At 75.0% G+C, this 18123-nt stretch carries 13 protein-coding genes and 1 pseudogene; 9 read left to right on the plus strand and 5 right to left on the minus strand.

The window, feature by feature from the left end:
• Positions 1–81 precede the first annotated feature (81 nt).
• From VF746_10540 to VF746_10555, 4 genes are all read left to right on the plus strand, one after another.
• Positions 82–1380, plus strand: a complete 1299-nt coding sequence (locus VF746_10540; protein ID HEX8692849.1) for a glycosyltransferase family 4 protein — start codon at positions 82–84, stop codon at positions 1378–1380.
• Between the two features lie 40 nt (positions 1381–1420).
• Positions 1421–1984 (plus strand): FkbM family methyltransferase, encoded by a 564-nt coding sequence (locus VF746_10545; GenBank protein ID HEX8692850.1) that lies wholly within the window; start codon positions 1421–1423, stop codon positions 1982–1984.
• A complete protein-coding gene (locus VF746_10550) occupies positions 1981–2526 on the plus strand; it encodes a hypothetical protein (protein ID HEX8692851.1) in 546 nt (181 codons plus the stop codon). Before VF746_10545 ends, VF746_10550 begins: the two co-directional genes overlap by 4 nt.
• A gap of 189 nt (positions 2527–2715) precedes the next feature.
• On the plus strand, positions 2716–3981 hold the full coding sequence (locus VF746_10555) for a glycosyltransferase family 4 protein (protein ID HEX8692852.1): 1266 nt from the start codon (positions 2716–2718) through the stop codon (positions 3979–3981).
• 56 nt (positions 3982–4037) lie between these two features.
• Here VF746_10555 and VF746_10560 read toward each other — a convergent pair.
• Positions 4038–5084: pseudogene (locus VF746_10560) on the minus strand (lysylphosphatidylglycerol synthase transmembrane domain-containing protein).
• Between the two features lie 253 nt (positions 5085–5337).
• Between VF746_10560 and VF746_10565 the strand changes: the two are divergent.
• The 5 genes from VF746_10565 (at position 5338) to VF746_10585 (ending at position 13277) form a co-directional block, all read left to right on the plus strand.
• Positions 5338–6798, plus strand: coding sequence for a hypothetical protein (locus tag VF746_10565; GenBank protein HEX8692853.1), 1461 nt, complete (start codon positions 5338–5340; stop codon positions 6796–6798).
• On the plus strand, positions 6795–7727 hold the full coding sequence (locus VF746_10570; GenBank protein ID HEX8692854.1) for a class I SAM-dependent methyltransferase: 933 nt from the start codon (positions 6795–6797) through the stop codon (positions 7725–7727). The genes VF746_10565 and VF746_10570 overlap by 4 nt, the downstream gene beginning before the upstream one ends.
• Entirely contained in the window at positions 7696–8874 is a 1179-nt protein-coding gene (locus VF746_10575) for a glycosyltransferase family 4 protein (GenBank protein ID HEX8692855.1), read from the plus strand. Before VF746_10570 ends, VF746_10575 begins: the two co-directional genes overlap by 32 nt.
• A gap of 302 nt (positions 8875–9176) precedes the next feature.
• On the plus strand, positions 9177–12380 hold the full coding sequence (locus tag VF746_10580) for a multicopper oxidase family protein (protein HEX8692856.1): 3204 nt from the start codon (positions 9177–9179) through the stop codon (positions 12378–12380).
• A 366-nt stretch (positions 12381–12746) separates the two neighbouring features.
• On the plus strand, positions 12747–13277 hold the full coding sequence (locus VF746_10585) for a dihydrofolate reductase family protein (GenBank protein ID HEX8692857.1): 531 nt from the start codon (positions 12747–12749) through the stop codon (positions 13275–13277).
• 420 nt (positions 13278–13697) lie between these two features.
• Here VF746_10585 and VF746_10590 read toward each other — a convergent pair whose 3' ends face one another.
• The 4 genes from VF746_10590 to VF746_10605 all read right to left on the minus strand — a co-directional run.
• Positions 13698–14801 (minus strand): acyltransferase, encoded by a 1104-nt coding sequence (locus VF746_10590; GenBank protein ID HEX8692858.1) that lies wholly within the window; start codon positions 14799–14801, stop codon positions 13698–13700.
• A gap of 52 nt (positions 14802–14853) precedes the next feature.
• Entirely contained in the window at positions 14854–16032 is a 1179-nt protein-coding gene (locus tag VF746_10595; GenBank protein HEX8692859.1) for a glycosyltransferase, read from the minus strand.
• Entirely contained in the window at positions 16029–17216 is a 1188-nt protein-coding gene (locus VF746_10600; protein HEX8692860.1) for an ATP-grasp domain-containing protein, read from the minus strand. The genes VF746_10595 and VF746_10600 overlap by 4 nt, the downstream gene beginning before the upstream one ends.
• Positions 17213–18123 (minus strand): polysaccharide deacetylase family protein (locus tag VF746_10605; protein ID HEX8692861.1); only part of this gene is annotated, 911 nt, incomplete at its 5' end. The genes VF746_10605 and VF746_10600, both read right to left, overlap by 4 nt.

The raw sequence follows: 18123 nt of genomic DNA on the forward strand, positions 1-18123 counted from the left end.
GTGGAGCTTGCCGAAACGGGCGTCGGCTTCCGGTGGCGCGCATCCCCGTCCGCGCCCGATCCCGCCCGATCACCCGACCCGATGCGGCAGACCGTCCGTTCGCTCCTCCAGGCCGCCGCGCTCGCCGCGCTCCTCCCGTTCCTCGCGCTGCACGGGATGGTGGGCGTCGCGCGCGCCGTCTTCAGCGGACGGCGGCGGGTGGAGGACACGGGCGAGCTGTACCTGGTCGTCCCCTATCCGCCGGGGGAGAAGAGCGGGGGGAGCACGGCGATCAAGGGGCTGGTGGAGACGCTGGGGCGCGGCTGGCAGCTGCATCTCGTCCCGCTCTACGAGCTGAAGCCCAGCGGCGGCCGCGTCCGCGGGCTGCTGAGCGACTGGCTGACGTTCGCGCTGCCGATGCCGGTGCACTGCCGGCCGTTCATCGTCTCGCCGTCCACGGTGCGGGAGCGGATCGGCGGGCCGCACCCGGTGGTGGTCGAGTTCCTCTCCGGCTCGCTCTTCCTCGTCTTCGGGGGGCGGCCGCGGAACGCGCTGGTGCTGCGCGAGCACGAGCCGCTCTGCCGCCGCCTGGCGATGGAGACGCGCGCGGCGCGCGGGCTGGGGCGCGCCGTGCCGGCGCTCAAGACGGCGGCGGCCTGGCTGGTGATGTTCGGCGTCTACCTGAAGGTGGACCGCGTCGTCGCGCTGACGCCCGAGGACGCGGCGTACGTCCGGCGCGCCTTCCCCTGGTTCGCGCGCAAGATCACCGACATCCCCGTCTCCTTCGACCTTCCCGAGGCCGCTCCCGGTCCTGCGTCGGAAGGGACGGCGCGGGAGATGCTGTTCGTCGGCAACTTCTACCACCGTCCCAACGTGGACGCGCTGCGCTGGTTCCTGGCCGAGTGCGCGCGCCACCTGGACCGCAGCTGGACGCTGCACGTCTGCGGGCTGGACGAGCCGCTGTCCGGAGTCGTGCTCCCCGCGTCTCCCGTCCAGGTGGTGCGCCACGGCTTCGTCGTGGACGTGGAGGACCGGTTCGCGCACGTCCGCATCGCCGTGGCGCCGGTGGTCTCGGGCGGGGGCGTGCGGATGAAGAACCTCTTCCTGGCCTCGCGCGGGAGGGCGGTGGTCACCACCCCGCTCGGCAACGAGGGGATCGGCTTCGTCCCCGGCGCCGAGGCCGTGGTCACGGAGGACGGGCGGGAGATGGCGCGCGAGATCGCCCGACTGGCCGCCGACCCCGACGCCGCGGCCGTGATGGGCCGCCGCGCCCGCGAGCGCGTGCGCTCCGGCTTCGGCCACGACGCCGTCCTGGCCCGCTACCGCGCCGAGGTCTTCAGGAGACGGGAGACGCCGCCCGCCGCTGCGCCCGTCTCCGATCCCGTCCCCGCCGCGCACTAACGCACCAACGCACTAACGCACTAACGCACTCACGCACTCAATGCCTGCCCTCCAGCGCCTCACCAGCCCGGCGATCCTCTTCTACTCGGCGCGCCTGCCGGACCACCCGGGGGAAGTGGCGCGTGGTCGACGCGCTGCTGCGCACCTCGCGGCTCGACGAGCTGCACCGCGGGCGCGAGTACGTGGCGCGCCGCCGCGGCCTGGCCTGGAAGCTCGACACCGGCTGCTGGGTGCAGCGCACCGTGTCTACCGCGGCGAGTGGGACGACGACGAGGTGCGGCTGGTGCTCTCGCGCCTGCCGGAGGGCGGCGTCTTCCTGGACGTGGGCGCCTACTTCGGCTGGTACTCGCTGGTGGTGGCGCGGGAGCGCAGGAACACGCGCGTGCTGGCCTTCGAGCCGGTGCCGGCGAGCTGGGCGCGGCTGGAGGAGAACCGGCGGCGGAACGGCCTCGAGAACGTCCGCGCCGTCCGCGCCGCGCTGGGCGCGGAGGAGATGGAGCTTCCCCCCGCGGCGAACGGCGGCTCCGCGCACCTGGCGCGGCCCGAGCTGGAGCGCGGCTACGTCAACCTCTTCTGCCGCGCCCGCGGCCGGGCGGCGGCATGAGCGATCCGACGGCCGGGGTCCGGGAAGGTGAGGAGCCGGACCCGCTGGCGCTCGAGGACTACAAGCTGAAGCTCGGCTACCTCACGGCGGAGTTCGACCGGCTGTGGACGCGCTTCAACTTCCTGCTGTCGCTGGAGACGGCGCTGTTCGGCTTCCTGGGCGTGGCCGTGCTCGAGCACGCCTGGTGGCACGCCGCGCTGATCCCCATCCTGCTGGGGGTGGCCGTTTCCGGCCTCTGGTACGTGGTGGGGGCCCAGGACCGGGCGCTGGTGGAGGAGTACCGGACGCGCGCCGACCGAGCCGCCGACCGCGTCGCCCGGGCTCCGGGGCGGGGCTGGTTCGCCGAGGAGCACCCCGCCCGGGGGGTGGGAGACGTCACGCACGACCGCTTCTCCTGGTACCGCCAGGCGACGAGCGTCACGCGGCTCCCCGCGCTGGTGGGCTTCGCGCTCCTGTGCCTGTGGGCCCTGCTGCTGGCCGCCTGGATCGTCGCCCTGGCGGCCGGCCTGATGCCCGGGCCCGCGCCGCCCGCGGCCCCCTGAGAGGGTGTTTGCAAGCTCCACCACCAACGCCGTCATCCTGAGGCCCGATCACGCCGGAACCAGCATCCACCCCGAACGACGGCAGGGCCGAAGGATCTACTTACCCTGGCAGGTGGGCTGGGCGCGGTAGCGGCACGGATGCCGGCTCGCCCATCCTTCACGGTCGACCGGACCCGGTCGCAGAGGAAGATGCGCATCGTCTACGTGTGGGACGCGGACTACCCCTGGGACGTCCGTACCGAGAAGGTCTGCCTGGCGCTCGCGGACGCGGGGCACGAGGTGCACATCGCCGCGCGCAACCGGCAGTGGCGGCCGCTGCGCGAGCGACTGCCCGAGGGCGAGGTGCACCGCATGCCGCCCTGGCGCTGGGCCGGGCGGCGGCTGGACGGCGCGCTCTCCTTCCCCGCCTTCCTCAGCCCGCGCTGGATCGCCCACCTGGACCGCGTGGTGCGCGAGGCGCGCCCCGACGTGGTGATCGCGCGCGACCTGCCGCTCTGCCCCACGGCCATCCGGGCGGCGCGAAAGGCGGGCGCGGCGGTGGTCTTCGACATGGCCGAGAACTACCCCGAGCGGCTGCGCGACATCCGGGCGATCGGGCGGCAGCGCGGGTGGGACTTCCTGGTGCGCAACCCGGCGGCGGCCGAGGCGGTCGAGCGCTGGTGCCTGCCCAGGGTGGACCGCGTGCTGGCGGTGGTGGAGGAGTCGGCCGGGCGGGTGGTGCGGATGGGGGTGCCCGCCGCGCGCGTGGCGGTGGTCTCCAACACGCCGCCGGCCGCGCGCGCCCGCGAGACCCCGCCGCGCGAGCCGCGCGGCGCGGGCGAGCCGCTCGGCCTGGTCTACCTGGGGCTGATGGAGGTCCCCCGCGGCCTCGCCGACCTGCTGCGCGCCGTGGCCCTGCTGCGCGGCCGCGGGGTGGAGGTGCGGCTGCGGCTGATCGGGCGCGGGCGCGACCTCCCCGTCCTGCAGGCGCTGGCCGGCGAGCTGGGGCTCGAGCCGCCGTGGGTGGAGTTCGCCGGGTGGGTCCCCGGCCACGCCGACGCCCTGGCCCGGGTGGCGGCCGCCGACGTGGCGGTGATGCCGCACCACGCCACCGAGGCGTGGAACACCACGATCTCCAACAAGACCTTCGACTTCATGGCGGCCGGGCTCCCCGTGGTCTCCTCCGACGCGGCCCCGGCGGCGCGCATCCTCCGCGAGACGGGCGCGGGGGTGGTGGTCCCCTCGCGCGACCCCGCGGCGCTGGCCGCGGCGATCGAGCGCCTGCGCGACCCCGCGCTGCGCGAGGCGCTGGGCCAGGCCGGGCGGCGGGCGGTGCTCTCCACCTACAACTGGGAGGCCGACGCGGCGGAGCTGCTCAGGGTGGTCGAGTCGGCCGCCGCGGAGCGGGCGGACGCGGCGCGCGGCCCGCTCCCCGCCGAGCTCGAAGCCGAGGCGGCCCCCGCCCCGGCGCGCTGAGGCCCGCCGCCCAGGCCGCCGAGCGCGAAGAGCACCCCGCCCGCCGCGCCCACCAGGAGGAAGGCCAGGAAGTAGGCCAGGCTGAACGCCACCGCGTCGGCCGCCGAGACGCCGTACGGGGCCAGCAGCAGCACCCACGCCCCCTCGCGCACGCCGATCCCCGACACCGTCACCGGCAGCATGGCCGCGATGCTGACGAAGGGGACGAAGACGAGCATCTCCTCGGGCCGCACGGGGAGCCGGAGCCCCAGCGCCAGCGCCGCCCACCCGGCCACGTACGCCCCCTGCACCAGCGCCGAGACGGCGAGCGCCGCCGCGAACGCCCCCGGCCGCGCCGCGAAGTGCGTCCACAGCGCCGCCGCCTCGCCCGCTACCCGCCGCACGCGCGGGCTGCGCCGCAGGAGCCGGATCCCGACCGCCGCCAGCGCGACGAGCGCGATCCCGCCGGCGACGAGCTGCGCGGCCGTCGGCGTCCACCCCAGGCTCGCGCGGCCGGCGGAGGCGCGGAAGACGCCCGGCGCGAGCACGCCGCCGAGGGTGAGCAGGGCGAACATCGCCACCAGCCCCAGGAACCGCTCGAAGACCACGCTGGAGACGGCCCACGCCGGCCGCCGCGCCCCGCGCGAGACCGCCACCGCGCGCACCGCGTCGCCGCCGACGGAGGTGGGGAGGAAGAGGCTGAAGAACTGGCCGACCAGGTAGAGCCGGAGCAGCCGCCCGAGCGGCGCCGCGTCGTCGGGACCCAGCACCAGCCGCCAGCGCAGCGCGCTCAGGGCCTGCGCCAGGACGACGAGCGCGAGGGTGGCGGCGGCACCGGCGGCGGCGCGCGCATCCCAGCGCACGGTGAGGGTGGCGAAGTCCACCCGGCTGGCCACGAAGGCCAGCAGCAGGACGCCCGCGCCGATGCGCAGGAACAGGCCAGGTGTTGCGCGCGCGCCACGCCGGGCGGGGGTGTCGGTCACGGGGAGATCGGGGTGGAATGCGAGTGATGACGGGGCTCGGCGCCGGACGGCGTGGCGGCGCGGGGTTCGCACTCGTCCCGGCCGCGCCCGCGCCGAAGCAAGCTCCGCGCGTGCCAGGTGCCGTGTCTTCACGGGCGGCATCCGTCCAGGCGGTTGAAACCGCGGCTACGACGACAGGAAGTCCGCCTGCGCGGACTAGCGGGCTGCGCCCGCGCGCTTCGCGCCCGAGACCGGCCTGCCGGCGCCGAGGGCGGCCTCCGCGCCGAACCTCGCCTGGCGGCCGGGAGCCCGCCTCGCAGCCTCGCGCAGTTTGCGAGGCTTCCTGCGGTCGTTGCCGCGGCTTCAGCCGCCCCTCGCGAGAGCCGCCGAACCCGATCCGACACGTCCCGACGCGATGCATCCACCCGAGCTGCTGACTCCGCCGCGCCGTCCGCTCCCCCCGGGGCGCCGCCTGCTGCTCATCAGCCACCACTTCCCCCCCGGGCAGGCCACGGGCGCGCTGCGCTGGCAGAAGCTCGCGAGCCACGCCGCCGAGCGCGGGTGGGGGATCGACGCTATCACGGTCCACCCCGACTCCCTCGCCTCGGCCGACTTCACCCGCCTGGCCGAGCTCCCCGAGGGCACCCGCGTCTACGGCGTCCGCGTCCCGCCGGACCGCTGGGCGCGCTGGGAAGACGCGGCGCACGCCTTCCTGCGCCGCGTCGTCCGCCGGTCCGCATCGCCGGGCCGGTCCGGGTCGTCCGGGGGATCCGCATCTCCAGCTCACCCCGCGCCCGCCGACGCGGACCTGGCGTGGCGGCGCGACCTGCGCTGGTCGGCCACGCCGGCCGGGGCGCTGCGCGCGTATCGGGCGTGGCGCTCCTTCGCGCACGAATGGGCGTGGGCGAAGGAGGCGGCGGACGCCGCGGCGGCGGTCCTGGAGGCCGGCGTGCACGCGGCGGTGGTCACCTGCGGGCCGCCGCACATGGTGCACCTGGCGGGGCGGCAGGCGGCGGCGCGCGCGGGGCTCCCGTTCGTGATGGACCTGCGCGACCCCTGGAGCCTGGCGCCGGCCGTCACCCGCGCGCTGGGGAGCCCGCTCTGGTACCGGCTGGCCGAACGCCACGAGCGGCGCGCGGTGGCGGACGCCGCGCTGGTGGTCTGCAACACCGGCGCGCTGGCCGACGCGATGCGCGCCGCCCATCCCGCCGCCGCGGAGCGCGTCGTGGCGGTGATGAACGGGTGCGACGAGGAGCCGCTCCCGCCGCGCCGCGAGGACGGACGCTTCACCATCGCCTACGCCGGCAACATCTACATCGACCGCGACCCGCGCCCGCTGCTGCGCGCCGCCGCCCGCGTGGCGCGCGAGGAGGGGCTCCCGCCCGAGCGCTTCGGGCTGGAGTTCGTCGGCCACGCGGACGCGTTCGGCGGGGTGCCGCTCGTGGCGCTGGCGGAGGCGGAAGGGGCGGGCGGCTACGTCACCGTGCACCCGCGCCGCCCCCGCGCCGAGGCGCTGGCGATGCTCGCGAAGGCGTCCGTGCTCCTGTCGCTGCCGCAGGGGGTCGATCTCGCGATCCCCTCCAAGGTGTTCGAGTACATGCAGTTCCCCGCCTGGCTCCTGGCGCTGGCCGCGCGTGGGAGCGCCACCGAGGTGCTCCTGCGCGGCAGCGGCGCCGACGTGGTGGAGCCGGGCGACGAGGAGGCGATCGCCCGGGTGCTCGGCGACCGCTACCGCCGCTGGGCGCGCGGCGAGCGCCCCCGCCCGCTCAACGCCGACGGCCGCTTCGGCCGGCGGCGGCAGGCGGAGGTCCTCTTCGCGGAGCTGGAGCGGATCGCCGGCGAGTCGGCGGCGGTCAGGCGCGGGAGGGCCGCGTGAGCCGGGACGACCGCCGCGCGGAGGTGCGCGCCTACTTCGACCGCAACGTCGCGGAGTGGGACACGGTCCGCTACCTGGACCAGACCTACGTGGGCCGCGCCCGCCACGCGCTGCGCTGGCTGCGCTCGCTGGGGCGCGGCAGGCGCGTGCTGGACCTGGGGTGCGGCACGGGGCGGCAGACGGTCGCGGGGACCCGCGCGGGCCTCTGCGTGGTCTCGGCCGACTTCTCGTTCGAGATGGCGCGCGCCACCCGCCAGCGCGTCCTGCGCGAGTGCCCCGGCGCCGCGCCCGCGGTGGTCGTCGCCGACGCGCTGCACCCGCCCTTCCGCCCGGGCGCCTTCGACGCGGTGATGGCGCTGGGCGTGGTCGGCTTCGTCCCCGACCGGCCGGGAATGCTGCGCGAGGCGCGAACGCTGCTCGCCCCCGGCGGCGAGCTGGTGTGCGACGTGGGCGTCCCCGAGCGGCGCGTGCTCTTCCCCGCGCTCGGCGCGGCGCTCGACCGGCCCCTGCGCTCGCTCGCCCGGCTCTGGCGCGAGCGGATTCTCCGCCGTCCGAAGACGGAAGGAGACGACTCCGGCGCGCCCGGGTGGTACGGGCGGCACTTCGTGAAGCACGCGCCCGAGGAGATCGAGGCGATGCTCTGCGAGGCCGGCTTCCGGCCCCTGGCGCGCGGCGGCTCGGGGCTGGGCGAGCTGCGGCTGCTGGGGCGGCTGGTGCTCCCCTGGCGCGTGCAGGGGGCGCTGACGCGCCTGGCGGTCGTGCTGAGCGCGCTCCCGGGCGGGGGGTGGCTGGCCCGGCGCTCGCTCACCTACGTGGTGCGCTCGGCGCGCGCGCCCGACCTCCCCGCGCGCGTCCCGGAGCGCGCCCCCGTCCCCCCACCGGTGGCGGCCCTGGCCGATGCACCTGCTCTTCGTCGCCAACTTCTCTAGCCGCACCGGCTACGCCTGGGAGACCATCGAGCGGGTCTTCCGGCGGGTGGGCGAGAGCCTGGTGCGCGAGGGGCACCGGGTGAGCGTGTGCTACGCCCGGCTGGAGAACGGCCCGCCGGAGCGGATGCGCGGCGCCCCCTTCGAGTTCGTGGCGTTCGACTACGGCCGCACCCGCACCCCCGGCGGCCTGCGCGACTTCATGCGCCTGCTGCGCGCGCGCGGCGTCGACGCGCTGTACCTCACCGACCGCCCCACCTGGTCGTGGCGCTACCCCTTCTTCCACCTGGCCGGGGTGCGGCGGCTGATCGTGCACGACCGCACCTCGGGCGAGCGGACGCGCCGCGCGGCGCTCCTGCGCGGGGTGAAGCGGCTCCTGCACCACGTCCCCGGCCTGGCGGGCGACTGCTTCATCGGCGTCTCGGAGTACGTGCGCAGGCGGATGGTCGAGGTGAACGGCACGCCCCCGTCGCGGACGTGGTGCGTCTACAACGGGATCGACCTGGCCCCCTTCGCCGTCCCCGACCGCGCCGCGCTGCGCCAGGATCTGGGGCTTCCGGAGGAGACGCGGGTGGTCTTCTGCTCCGGCCGCGCGCAGCCGTACAAGGGGATCCAGCTGGTGATCGAGGCCGCCGCCCTGCTCAAGGACCAGGGCGTGCCCGACCTGGCGTTCGCCTACGCGGGAGACGGGGGATACCTGAAGGAGCTGAAGGAGCTCGCCGCGCGCCGCGGGGTGGAGAACTTCCACTTCCTGGGCAGGCGCGACGACGTCCCCCGGCTGCTGGGCGGCGCGGCGGCGGCGGTGGTCCCCTCGCTGTGGGCCGAGGCGTTCGGGCTGACGGTGGTGGAGGCGTTCGCCGCCGGGGCGCCCCTGGTCGCCGCGCGCACCGGCGGCATCCCCGAGCTGGTGCGCGACGGGGAGACGGGCGTGCTGTTCCCCCCCGGCGACGCGCGCGCCCTGGCCGCCGCCCTGCGCGCCGTCCTCGCCGACCCGCAGGCGGCCGAGGTGCGCGCCGCCCGCGCCGCCCGCGAGGTCCGGCGCCGCTTCAGCCTGGAGAAGTCGGCGGTGAGCCTCTACGCGCTGGTCTCCTCGCAGCTGCGCACCTCGCCCGTCCTCGCCGCGCCGGTGGTCGCGGCGGCGGAGGAGTAGCCGTCGCGCCGCGATTGGGGCGGTCGATGCCGTTCGCGGATCCGACCCGGTAACCGCGTCTGGTCCTCACCGCGATGTGTTTCGTAGGGGCGAGCCTGCGAGTCCGAGCACGGGCAGCATCGGCGCAAGAGGCCGCCTGCCGCGCATGGACCGAGATCCGCCGGTCGAGGCAGGCCTCGCCCCCACGGATTACCCGGCCGTGTTTCCGAGGGAGGAGTCCCGGTGCGGAATCAGCGCGGAATCCATATCTTCTCCGTCCTCCATCCGTGCCCGCCGATCCCCCCTCGCCCTCCAGGGAGACCATGCCCATCCTCCGCAGGCCGCTGCTCGCGGCCGCCGCCCTCGCGCTGCTCCCCGCGGCCGCCCTCCCCCAGCACTACCACTGCGGCCCGCCGCCGCCGCTCACCCAGCCCGTGGTGCCCCTGTGGCCGGGCGTCGACAGCACCGTCAGCTTCCCGATCAGCAGCGGCAACGATTCCACGAAGGCGTACTTCGACCAGGGGCTGGCGCTGATCTACGGCTTCAACCACCTGGAGTCGGTGCTGAGCTTCCGCAAGGCCGCGCAGTTCGATCCGAAGTGCGCCATCTGCTGGTGGGGGATCGCCATCGCGCTGGGGCCCAACATCAACGAGCCCATCAACCAGCAGCGCTGGGAGATGGCCCTGGCGGCCCTCGACACCGCCGGGATGCCGGAGCGCTCCGCCAGCGAGGAGGAGCGGCGGTACATCGCCGCGGCGCGGCTGCGCTACTTCAACCCGGACGGTAGCCGCCCCCGGTTCCCGATCCCCGACACCGCCACGTTCAACCGGACGCGCCGCGAGATGGACCGGCGCTACGCGGACGCGATGGGTAGCGTGTGGAGCGCCGGCGGCAGGCAGAACCCGCACCTGGGCACCATGTACGCCGAGGCGCTGATGGACCTGCACCCCTGGGACCTGTGGAACCGCGACGGGACGGCGAAGTGGCCCGAGACCCGGCAGGTGAGCGCCGTGGTCAACTCCATCCTGGCGAAGGAGCCGGAGCACGTGGGTGCGGCGCACCTGAAGATCCACGTGCACGAGGGCTCCGCACACCCCGACTCGGCCCGCCGCGAAGCCGACATCCTGGAGGGGCTGATGCCGGGCTCGGCGCACATCACCCACATGCCCTCGCACATCGACCACCGCATGGGCGCGTACGCGGCGGGCGTCGGGCACAACCGGCGCGCCACGGCGCTGGACAGCGCCTACCTGGACTTCCGCGGCTGGATGTGGCGCTACCCGATGTACTTCGCCCACGACAACGACTTCCTGTGGGTGTCGGCCACCTTCGCCGGCCTGCGCGCCGACGCCCTGGCCTCGGCCGACTCGCTGAACGGCATCGTGGAGCCCGAGCTGATCCGGTGCTATCCCAGCGCGGAGCACTTCCTGACCGCGCCGATCCTGGTGCGGGTGCGCTTCGGGATGTGGAGCGAGGCGCTCCGGCAGGCGCCGCCGCGGGGGTACGACTACGCGATGGGGATGTGGCACTACGCGCGCGGCTGGGCGCTGCTGCGGATGGACAGCACGCGGCAGGCCGAGGTGGCGCGCGACAGCGCCCGGGCCTACGCGGCGCGGCTCGAGGGGCGGTCGATCGCCAACAACCCGGCCGACACGCTGGTGCTGATCGCCGTCCACACGCTCACCGGCGAGATCGAGGCCGCGCGGGGCAACCAGACCGCCGCGATCGGGGAGCTCCGGCAGGCGGTGAGGATGCAGGACAGCCTGGACTACGACGAGCCGCCGCCGTTCTTCTACCCGGCGCGGCACTCGCTGGGCGCGGTGCTGGTGGAGACGCTCGACTCGACCAACGCGGAGCGCGCCCTCGAGGTGTACCGGACCGACCTGGGCGGAGTGGGCCGGAAGTACGCCGTCAACCACAACCCGCGGAACGCCTGGGCCTACGTGGGGATGGCGAGGGCGATGCAGGTGCTGCGGCGGGATCCGAAGCCGTGGCTGGACTCGGCGGCCGCGGTGTGGAAGGGCGGCGAGCTGCCGCCCGCCTCGCGGTACCCGCAGCAGCGGTGGCACGCGTACACCGCGCCCCTCACGATCTCCGCCAACTCGGCGCGCCTCGTGAGCACGACGCTCCGGGCCGCCCCGGGGACGGTGACGCTCGACGGCGTCGCCTATCCCGTGAACCTGTACGCCGGCTCGCTCCTGCCGCCGGTCCTGAAGCTGGAGCCGGGCGACTCGCTGCGGGTGCTCCTGGTCAACGACATGGACACCACCGCCGGCGACACCACCAACCTGCACTTCCACGGCTTCGCGGTGTCGCCGCGCCCGCCGGCCGACAACGTGGTCCGGACCCACGTCCCCCGCGGCGGCCGGTACCAGTACGCCATGCGGCTTCCCCGCGACCACGCGCAGGGGCTCTTCTGGTACCACCCCCACCCCCACGGCAGCAGCTACGACCAGGTGAAGCGCGGGATGTCGGGCGCCATCAGCATCGGCGACCCGCGGCGGTACTTCCCGGAGTACGCCGGGATTCCCGAGGTCTACCTCCTCCTCAAGTTCTTCCAGCCCGACGCGCCGTCGGCCGAGATCTCCACCGTGAACGGGGTGCCGCGGGTGGAGCTGCCCGAGATGCGGGTGGGCGACGCGCAGTTCTGGCGCATCGGCAACATCACCACCGAGCGCTACTACCGCCTGCGCCTGGTGGGCCCGGCGGGCGACTCGGTGGCGTTCCAGGTGCTGGCCCGCGACGGGAACGTGGTGGCCCAGGGGCCGCCGGTGATGGTGGACGAGGTGCTGCTGGGCGCCGGCCAGCGCGCCGAGGTGGTGGTGCGGGGCGCCCGGCCGGGGTACTACACGCTGGTGGCCACCGACTTCGTGCGCCAGGACTCGCTTCCCGACCCGCGCAACCCGCGGCTCGTGGACGGGGCGGCCGTGCTGGCGCGGGTGAAGGTGAACCCGACGCCCGGGCGCCCGAACGCGGTGGCCGCCGCCCCGCGGCCGGGCGGCCACCCCGGGGAGGCGCGCCTCATCCGGGCGCTCGTCGCGGCGCCCGCCGACGCGGTGTTCCGCGACAGCATCGAGTTCGAGATCGACCGCAACACCAGGCCGACGCGATACATGATCGACCACGCGCTCTACGATCCCGACAACATCGCCAAAAGGCTCGTGCTGGGGCGGACGTACGCGTGGCGGATCAAGAACGCGAGCCAGTCGTGGCACACCTTCCACATCCACCAGGGCGACTTCGTGGTGGACTCCGTCGGGGGGCGGAAGATGCCGCCGGACTACCGCCTGGACACGGTGAGCGTGCCTCCGTGCACGGCGTGGCTGCCCGACAAGACCTGCCGGCCGGGCGCGGAGGGCGTGTCCGTGATCCGCTTCCGGTACGATTCGCCCGCCGTGCTGGGCGAGTTCGTCTACCACTGCCACATGCTGTTCCACGAGGACAACGGCATGATGGCGAACGTCCAGCTGGTGCCCCGGCCGGGGGACGCCCCGCCGCCGGGCGGCGCGCCGGCGCACCGGCACTGAGTAGTCGGGCGGTTGATGCCGATCGAGAAGCCGATCCGGCAATCGGGCTCGTAGGGGCGAGGCCTGCCTCGCCCGCTGCCTGTCGCAACACCAGAGCTCGTCGAAGCGGGCCGGGCATGTCGCCGCGTGATGGCCTTCGGCCATCCGGGCGAGGCAGGCCTGGACGGCGGTTGCCGAACATCAGGTCGCGGATGACGATCAGGCTCCAGCGATCCCCCAGCGCCTCGAGAGTCAGATCGATCGGGCAGCCCGAGCGTGGGGCGTTCAAAACCAATTGCGATATGAAATCAGTCTATCTAGCTTGCAACCGATGGCATAACGCAATCAGAACCGCGCGGATGTGCCGCGTAAGGAAAGGAAGTGGGTATGGCTAAGCTCGTGTTCGGAATGAACCAGTCCCTGGACGGCTACGTCGACCATATGGCGTTTGCGCCAAGCCCCACGCTCTTCCGCCACTTCATCGAGGAGGCTCAGGGGCAGGCGGGCAGTGTGTACGGTCGCAAAATGTATGAGGTCATGCGTTACTGGGACGACGATCATCCTGAATGGGGTGCAGAGGAACACGCCTTCGCGGCGGCGTGGCGGAAGCAGCCGAAATGGGTCGTCTCGCGCTCGTTGAAGTCGGTCGGCCCCAACGCCAGGCTTGTTGAGGATGATCTTGAGGGCGCGATCCGCGAGCTGAAGGCCGAGCGCGACGGGGAGATCGAAGTTGCTGGCCCGGACCTGGCGCAAAGCCTCACCGAACTCGGCCTGATCGATGAGTATCGAATCTACCTGCACCCCGTCGTGCTTGGTCACGGCAAGCCATATTTCGCCGGACCCCGGCCGCCGCTCCGCCTTATCGCCAATGATCGGATTGGCGAGGATGTGATCAGGTTGACCTACGTTCCTGCTTGATCTCGCGACTCGCCGGGTGGAGGCAGCTGAGCTCGATGGGGGCGAGACACTCGATGTGACGCTCGAACTGGATGTCCAGGAACGACGCGTAGAGCCTCCGCCAGATCTCGTGGCCGCTCGGAAGCGCTCGCCAAGCACCTGGCGCTTCACGACGAACGCAGCCCGTGATCGACTAAAGCGCCTTTATCCATCTTGACTTCGGTGGCGAACTACTAGCGGGCTGCGCCCGCGCGCTTCGCGCCCACAGACCCTGCTTTCCGCGCCGAAGGCATTCCCCGCGCCGAAGCAGCCTGCGAAGGCAGGCTTCTCGCCGTTGTTGCTGCAGGTTCACCTGCCCGGCGCGGAGCCAGTACAACGAACCGGCGCCGGCCCTCGATCGGGGTCGGCGCCGAATCTGTCTGCGAGATACGTGGAGGAAGATCACCCGCCTTCCGTCCCGATGGCCGGGCGCACGCGCGCCGGGAGCAGCGGCCCCCGCGCGCGCAGCCAGCGCTCCACGCGCGGGCGCAGCGCCAGGATCGGCTTCTCGACCACGTAATACGAGAGGCTCGCCACCGCCACGCACACCCCGATGCCGATCAGCAGCCGCGCGGCCGGGGGCACCACCTCCACGTGGCGCCCGGCCGTGATCGCCCAGCCGTGCCAGAGGTACATCGGGTACGAGACCGCCCCCAGGTAGCGCATCGGCCGCCACTCCAGCCAGCTCCAGGCGCGGCTCCGGTGCAGCTGCATCACCTGCAGCATCAGCACCGCCAGCAGCAGCGAGTCGACCGTGTACCCCAGCGTGTAGGCGTACGCGGCCGGCGTCGCCAGGCGCGACCAGGCCAGCGCCGCCAGGGTGAGCGCCGGCAGCCACGGCCGCCACGCCACGGCGCGCGCGAAGCCCAGGAACTCGCGCCGCGAGCCGAGCACGGCCATCAGGCAGCCGATGGCCAGGCTGTCGAAGCGCGTGTCGAACGCGTTGTACACGTAGTGCGTGGGGACGCCCACCCGCAGGAAGAGGCACGAGCGCCACGCCGCCGCGGCCACCACCGCCGCCGCGAGCGCCGCGGCCAGGGCGCGCCGCCCCCGCCGCGCCAGCAGCAGGAAGGCCAGCGGCCAGAGGACGTAGAACTGCTCCTCCACCGCCAGCGACCAGGCGTGCGCGGCGGGCGTGGTGTCGTGCCCCAGGAAGGCGTTGTAGTAGTTCAGCGTGTAGGTGAGCGCCGCCGCCACCTGGCCGGGCGTCCACGGGTCGTCCAGCAGGCGGTCCGCCGCGACCGAGGCCACCACGAACACGTAGTAGGCGGGGAAGATCCTGAGCGTCCGGCGCGCGTAGAAGCCCGCCAGCGACACCGACCCCGCCGCGCGCTCCTCCTTGAGCAGGAGCCAGGTGATCAGGAAGCCGCTCAGCACGAAGAACATCGTGACCGAGAGGTTCCCCGGCGCGTTCAGCCCGAAGTGGTAGAGCATCACCACCAGGACGGCGAGGGCGCGGAAGCCGTCCAGCGTGGGCAGCCGCCTCCCCTCCAGCAGCCCCGCCAGGTCGGCCGGGCCGCGCTCGGCGCCGGCGCCGCGCCCTGCGTCCGGGACTCGCTCACGGCATCACCGCCCGGGAAAGTCCGTCCGCCCCGGCCCCGGCGAGCGCGGGCTCCGGCTCCGCGGCCGGCCGGCCGGCGTAGATGCTCTCGTAGCGCCGCACCATCGTCCGCGCCGAGAAGTGCTCCTCCACCCTCCGCCGCGCGGAGAGGGCGTCGGCCGCGCACCGCTTCCAGTCGCCCAGGGCGCGGCGCCAGGCGGCGGCCAGCGCGGCGGGCTCCCCCGGGCGCACCAGGCGGTGGCCGAGCTCCGGGCCCAGCACGGCCGCGTTGCCGCCCACGTCGGTCACCACCGGGCAGAGGCCGGCGCTCATCGCCTCCAGCAGGCTCACCGAGGTCCCCTCGCTGTGCGACGACATCGTGAAGAGGGTGAAGGCGGCGTGCAGGTCGTGCAGGTCGTCGCGCCACCCCAGGAAGAAGACGCGGCCGCCGACGCCGAGCGACGCCGCCAGCGCTTCGAGCCGGCCCCGCTCCGAGCCGTCCCCCGCCAGCACCAGCACCGGCGCGGCGCCGCCCGTCCCCCCGTCGCCCAGGAGCGCCAGGGCGCGCACGGCCACCTCGTAGCCCTTGATCGGCTCCAGCCGGCCGACGCTCCCCAGGACCGGGACGTCGTCCGCCAGCTCCAGCTCGCGGCGCAGCGCCCCGCTGTCCGCGCGCGGGCGGAAGGCGTCGGTGTCCACCCCGTTGGGGACGACGACGACCGCCGCGCGGCCGCGCACCACGCGCGCCTCCAGGTGGCGCGCCAGCGGATCGGAGACGGCCGCCACCACGTCGGAGCGGCGCGAGGCCCAGCCGTCGATCAGCTGGTCGTCCAGCGGGTCGGGCGCGCGGCGGCCGTGCTCGGTGTGCACCAGTAGCGGCACCCCCGCCATCCGCGCGGCGAGCGATCCCTTCCACCACACCCCGCTGTGCGTGTGCGCCACGTCCGGCGCGATTGCCGCGATCTGCCGCGCCAGCGCGGCGGGACGCAGCATCGACCAGCGCGGCATCGGGGGAGCGAGATGGACCCGCGCGTGCTCCTCCATCCCCTCCCCGAAGCGGCCCACGTACTGCAGCGCCAGGACGTGCGGCTCGAAGCGCTCGCGGTCGGCCAGGCGCACCAGGTCGAACACCAGCCGCTCCAGCCCCCCGTAGTTGAGGTTCTGGACCACGTGCAGCACGCGCATCGGCCGCCTCATCGCCGCCTCACCCAGTCGAGCGTCTCGCGCAGCGCCGGCGCGGGGTCGCCCCAGCGGAATACCTCGCCGCGCGCGCCGCGGCCGGGGAAGACGAAGTCCAGCACCGCGCGGCCGCGCCCCGGCGCGTCGGGCGGCAGGTCGAGCGCCGCCTTCGAGCGCCGCAGCCGCGCCAGCAGGTGGTCCACCTCGCCCCACTCCCAGCGGCTCCGCACCCCGGGCGTCCACGCGGGCGGCGGGGCCGCGGGCGCGCCGAAGGCGGCGTCCAGCAGCAGGGCGGGGAAGTCCACCCCCGCGTCCACCGCCAGCTGGAGCGAGCCCCAGAAGCGCCCGTTCACCTCCATCAGGTACGGCGTCCCGGTCCGGCGCTCCACCTTCAGCTCCACCATCGCCACCCCCTGCCACCCGAAGCGCGCCAGGAGGTCGGCCGACCTGCGCACCAGCGCCGGGTCGGGCGCCACGCTCTCGCGCAGCACGCTCACGCCCCCCGCCGGCGGCTTCTCGCGCAGGCGCCGGTGCGCGAACGCCGCGCGCACCCGCCCGTCCCAGAGGAGGAGGAAGATGCCCACGCCGGGGCCCACGATCCGCTCCTGCAGCAGCACCGGGTAGGCGGACGCCGGCAGGCTCGCGAGGCGCGCGTGCAGCTGCAGCCAGTCCGCCGCGTGCGCCACGGAGCGCTTCGCCCGCGCCGTGCCCTCCTCCGCGACGGAGCGCGACGGCTTGAGGACGACGGGGAAGGAGAGCGCACCGGGGGAGAGCGCCGCGCGGTCCTCCGGGCGCGCGAGGACGTGCTGGCGGGGGACGGCGATCCCCGCCCCGGCGGCCGCCTCCAGCACGCGGCGCTTGTCGGACACCGCGCGGAAGACGGAGAGGGGAGGGAAGGGGATGACGACCCCGGGCGGGCGCTCCGATTCCGGCAGCAGGGCCAGGAGCGAGGCCTCCGTGACCGGGAGCAGCGCCTCGACGTCGTGGCGCGCGCAGAGGTCGCGCACCGCCGCGGCGAAGGCGGCGGGCTCGCGCAGGGGATCGGGGACCACGTCGCTCCCCGCGCACCAGCGCGAGGCGCCGGCCAGGGGGCGTGCCCGCGGCGAGGCGACCCGCACCGCGTGCCCGGCGCAGCCGAGCGAGCGGACGACCGCCAGCGCGGCGCGCTCCTCGCCGTCGGTCACCAGCACGCGGCGCTTCATCGGCCCAGCACCCCGGCCGCGCGCAGCCGGAACCCCGCGCGCGAGAGCCCCGCGGGGACGTTGAGCCGCGGCACCGCGTAGCGGTCGATCTCTCCCCCGCGCACCCATCCCCCGTCGACCCGCACCGCCCCCTGGTACCCCGCCGCCGCGGCCGCCCGCGCCGCTTCGGGAGAGGAGAGGCCGTACGGGTACGAGAGCCAGGGGACGGTGGCGAACGGGAAGCGCGCGCGCAGCCAGGCGAGCGGCGCGGCCAGCTCCCGCTCCAGCCCCTCGCCCTCCAGCCGCGCCAGGCTCGCGTGGCTCCAGCCGTGGGCGCCGAAGGAGATGCCGGGGACAGAGGCCGCGGCGCGCAGCTCGGCCTCGCCCGCGGGGAGGGCGTGCGCGGGGACGTCCCCGTCCGCGAGCCCCAGCTCCCGCGCGAGCGCCAGCACCGCGCCCTCCTCGCCGCGCGCCTCGTCCAGCGCCCGCGCGCGGAAGGCGGGCGGGAGCGCGCCCGCGCCGTCCGCCAGCGCGTCCCACCAGAAGGGGCCGCCGCCCACGCGCCCCGCCACCACGAAGAAGGTGGCGGGGAGCCCGCGCGCGGCCAGCTCCTCCAGGCCCGCCGTCACCGCGCCGCGGTAGGCGTCGTCGAAGGTGATCGCGGCGCGGGGGCGGCGGGCGCCGGGAGAGGCGGGCGCCAGCACCTCCGCCAGGGGGACGACGTCGTGCGTGCGGGCGAGGGCGTCGAGCTGCGCGGCGAACGCGGCCCGGGGCAGGTGCAGCGAGCGCTCGCCCGAGGGCGCCTCGCCGCGCGGCACCACGTTGTGATATGCAAGGACCAGGGTGTCCTGCCGCACGCGTCGGCCCAGCAGCGGGGGGAGCGCCGCGGCCAGCAGCCCCTCGGCCGCGGCCCGGGCGCGGGGGCGCC

Origin of the sequence: Longimicrobium sp. (assembly GCA_036389795.1) — a bacterium.
GTDB lineage: Bacteria > Gemmatimonadota > Gemmatimonadetes > Longimicrobiales > Longimicrobiaceae > Longimicrobium.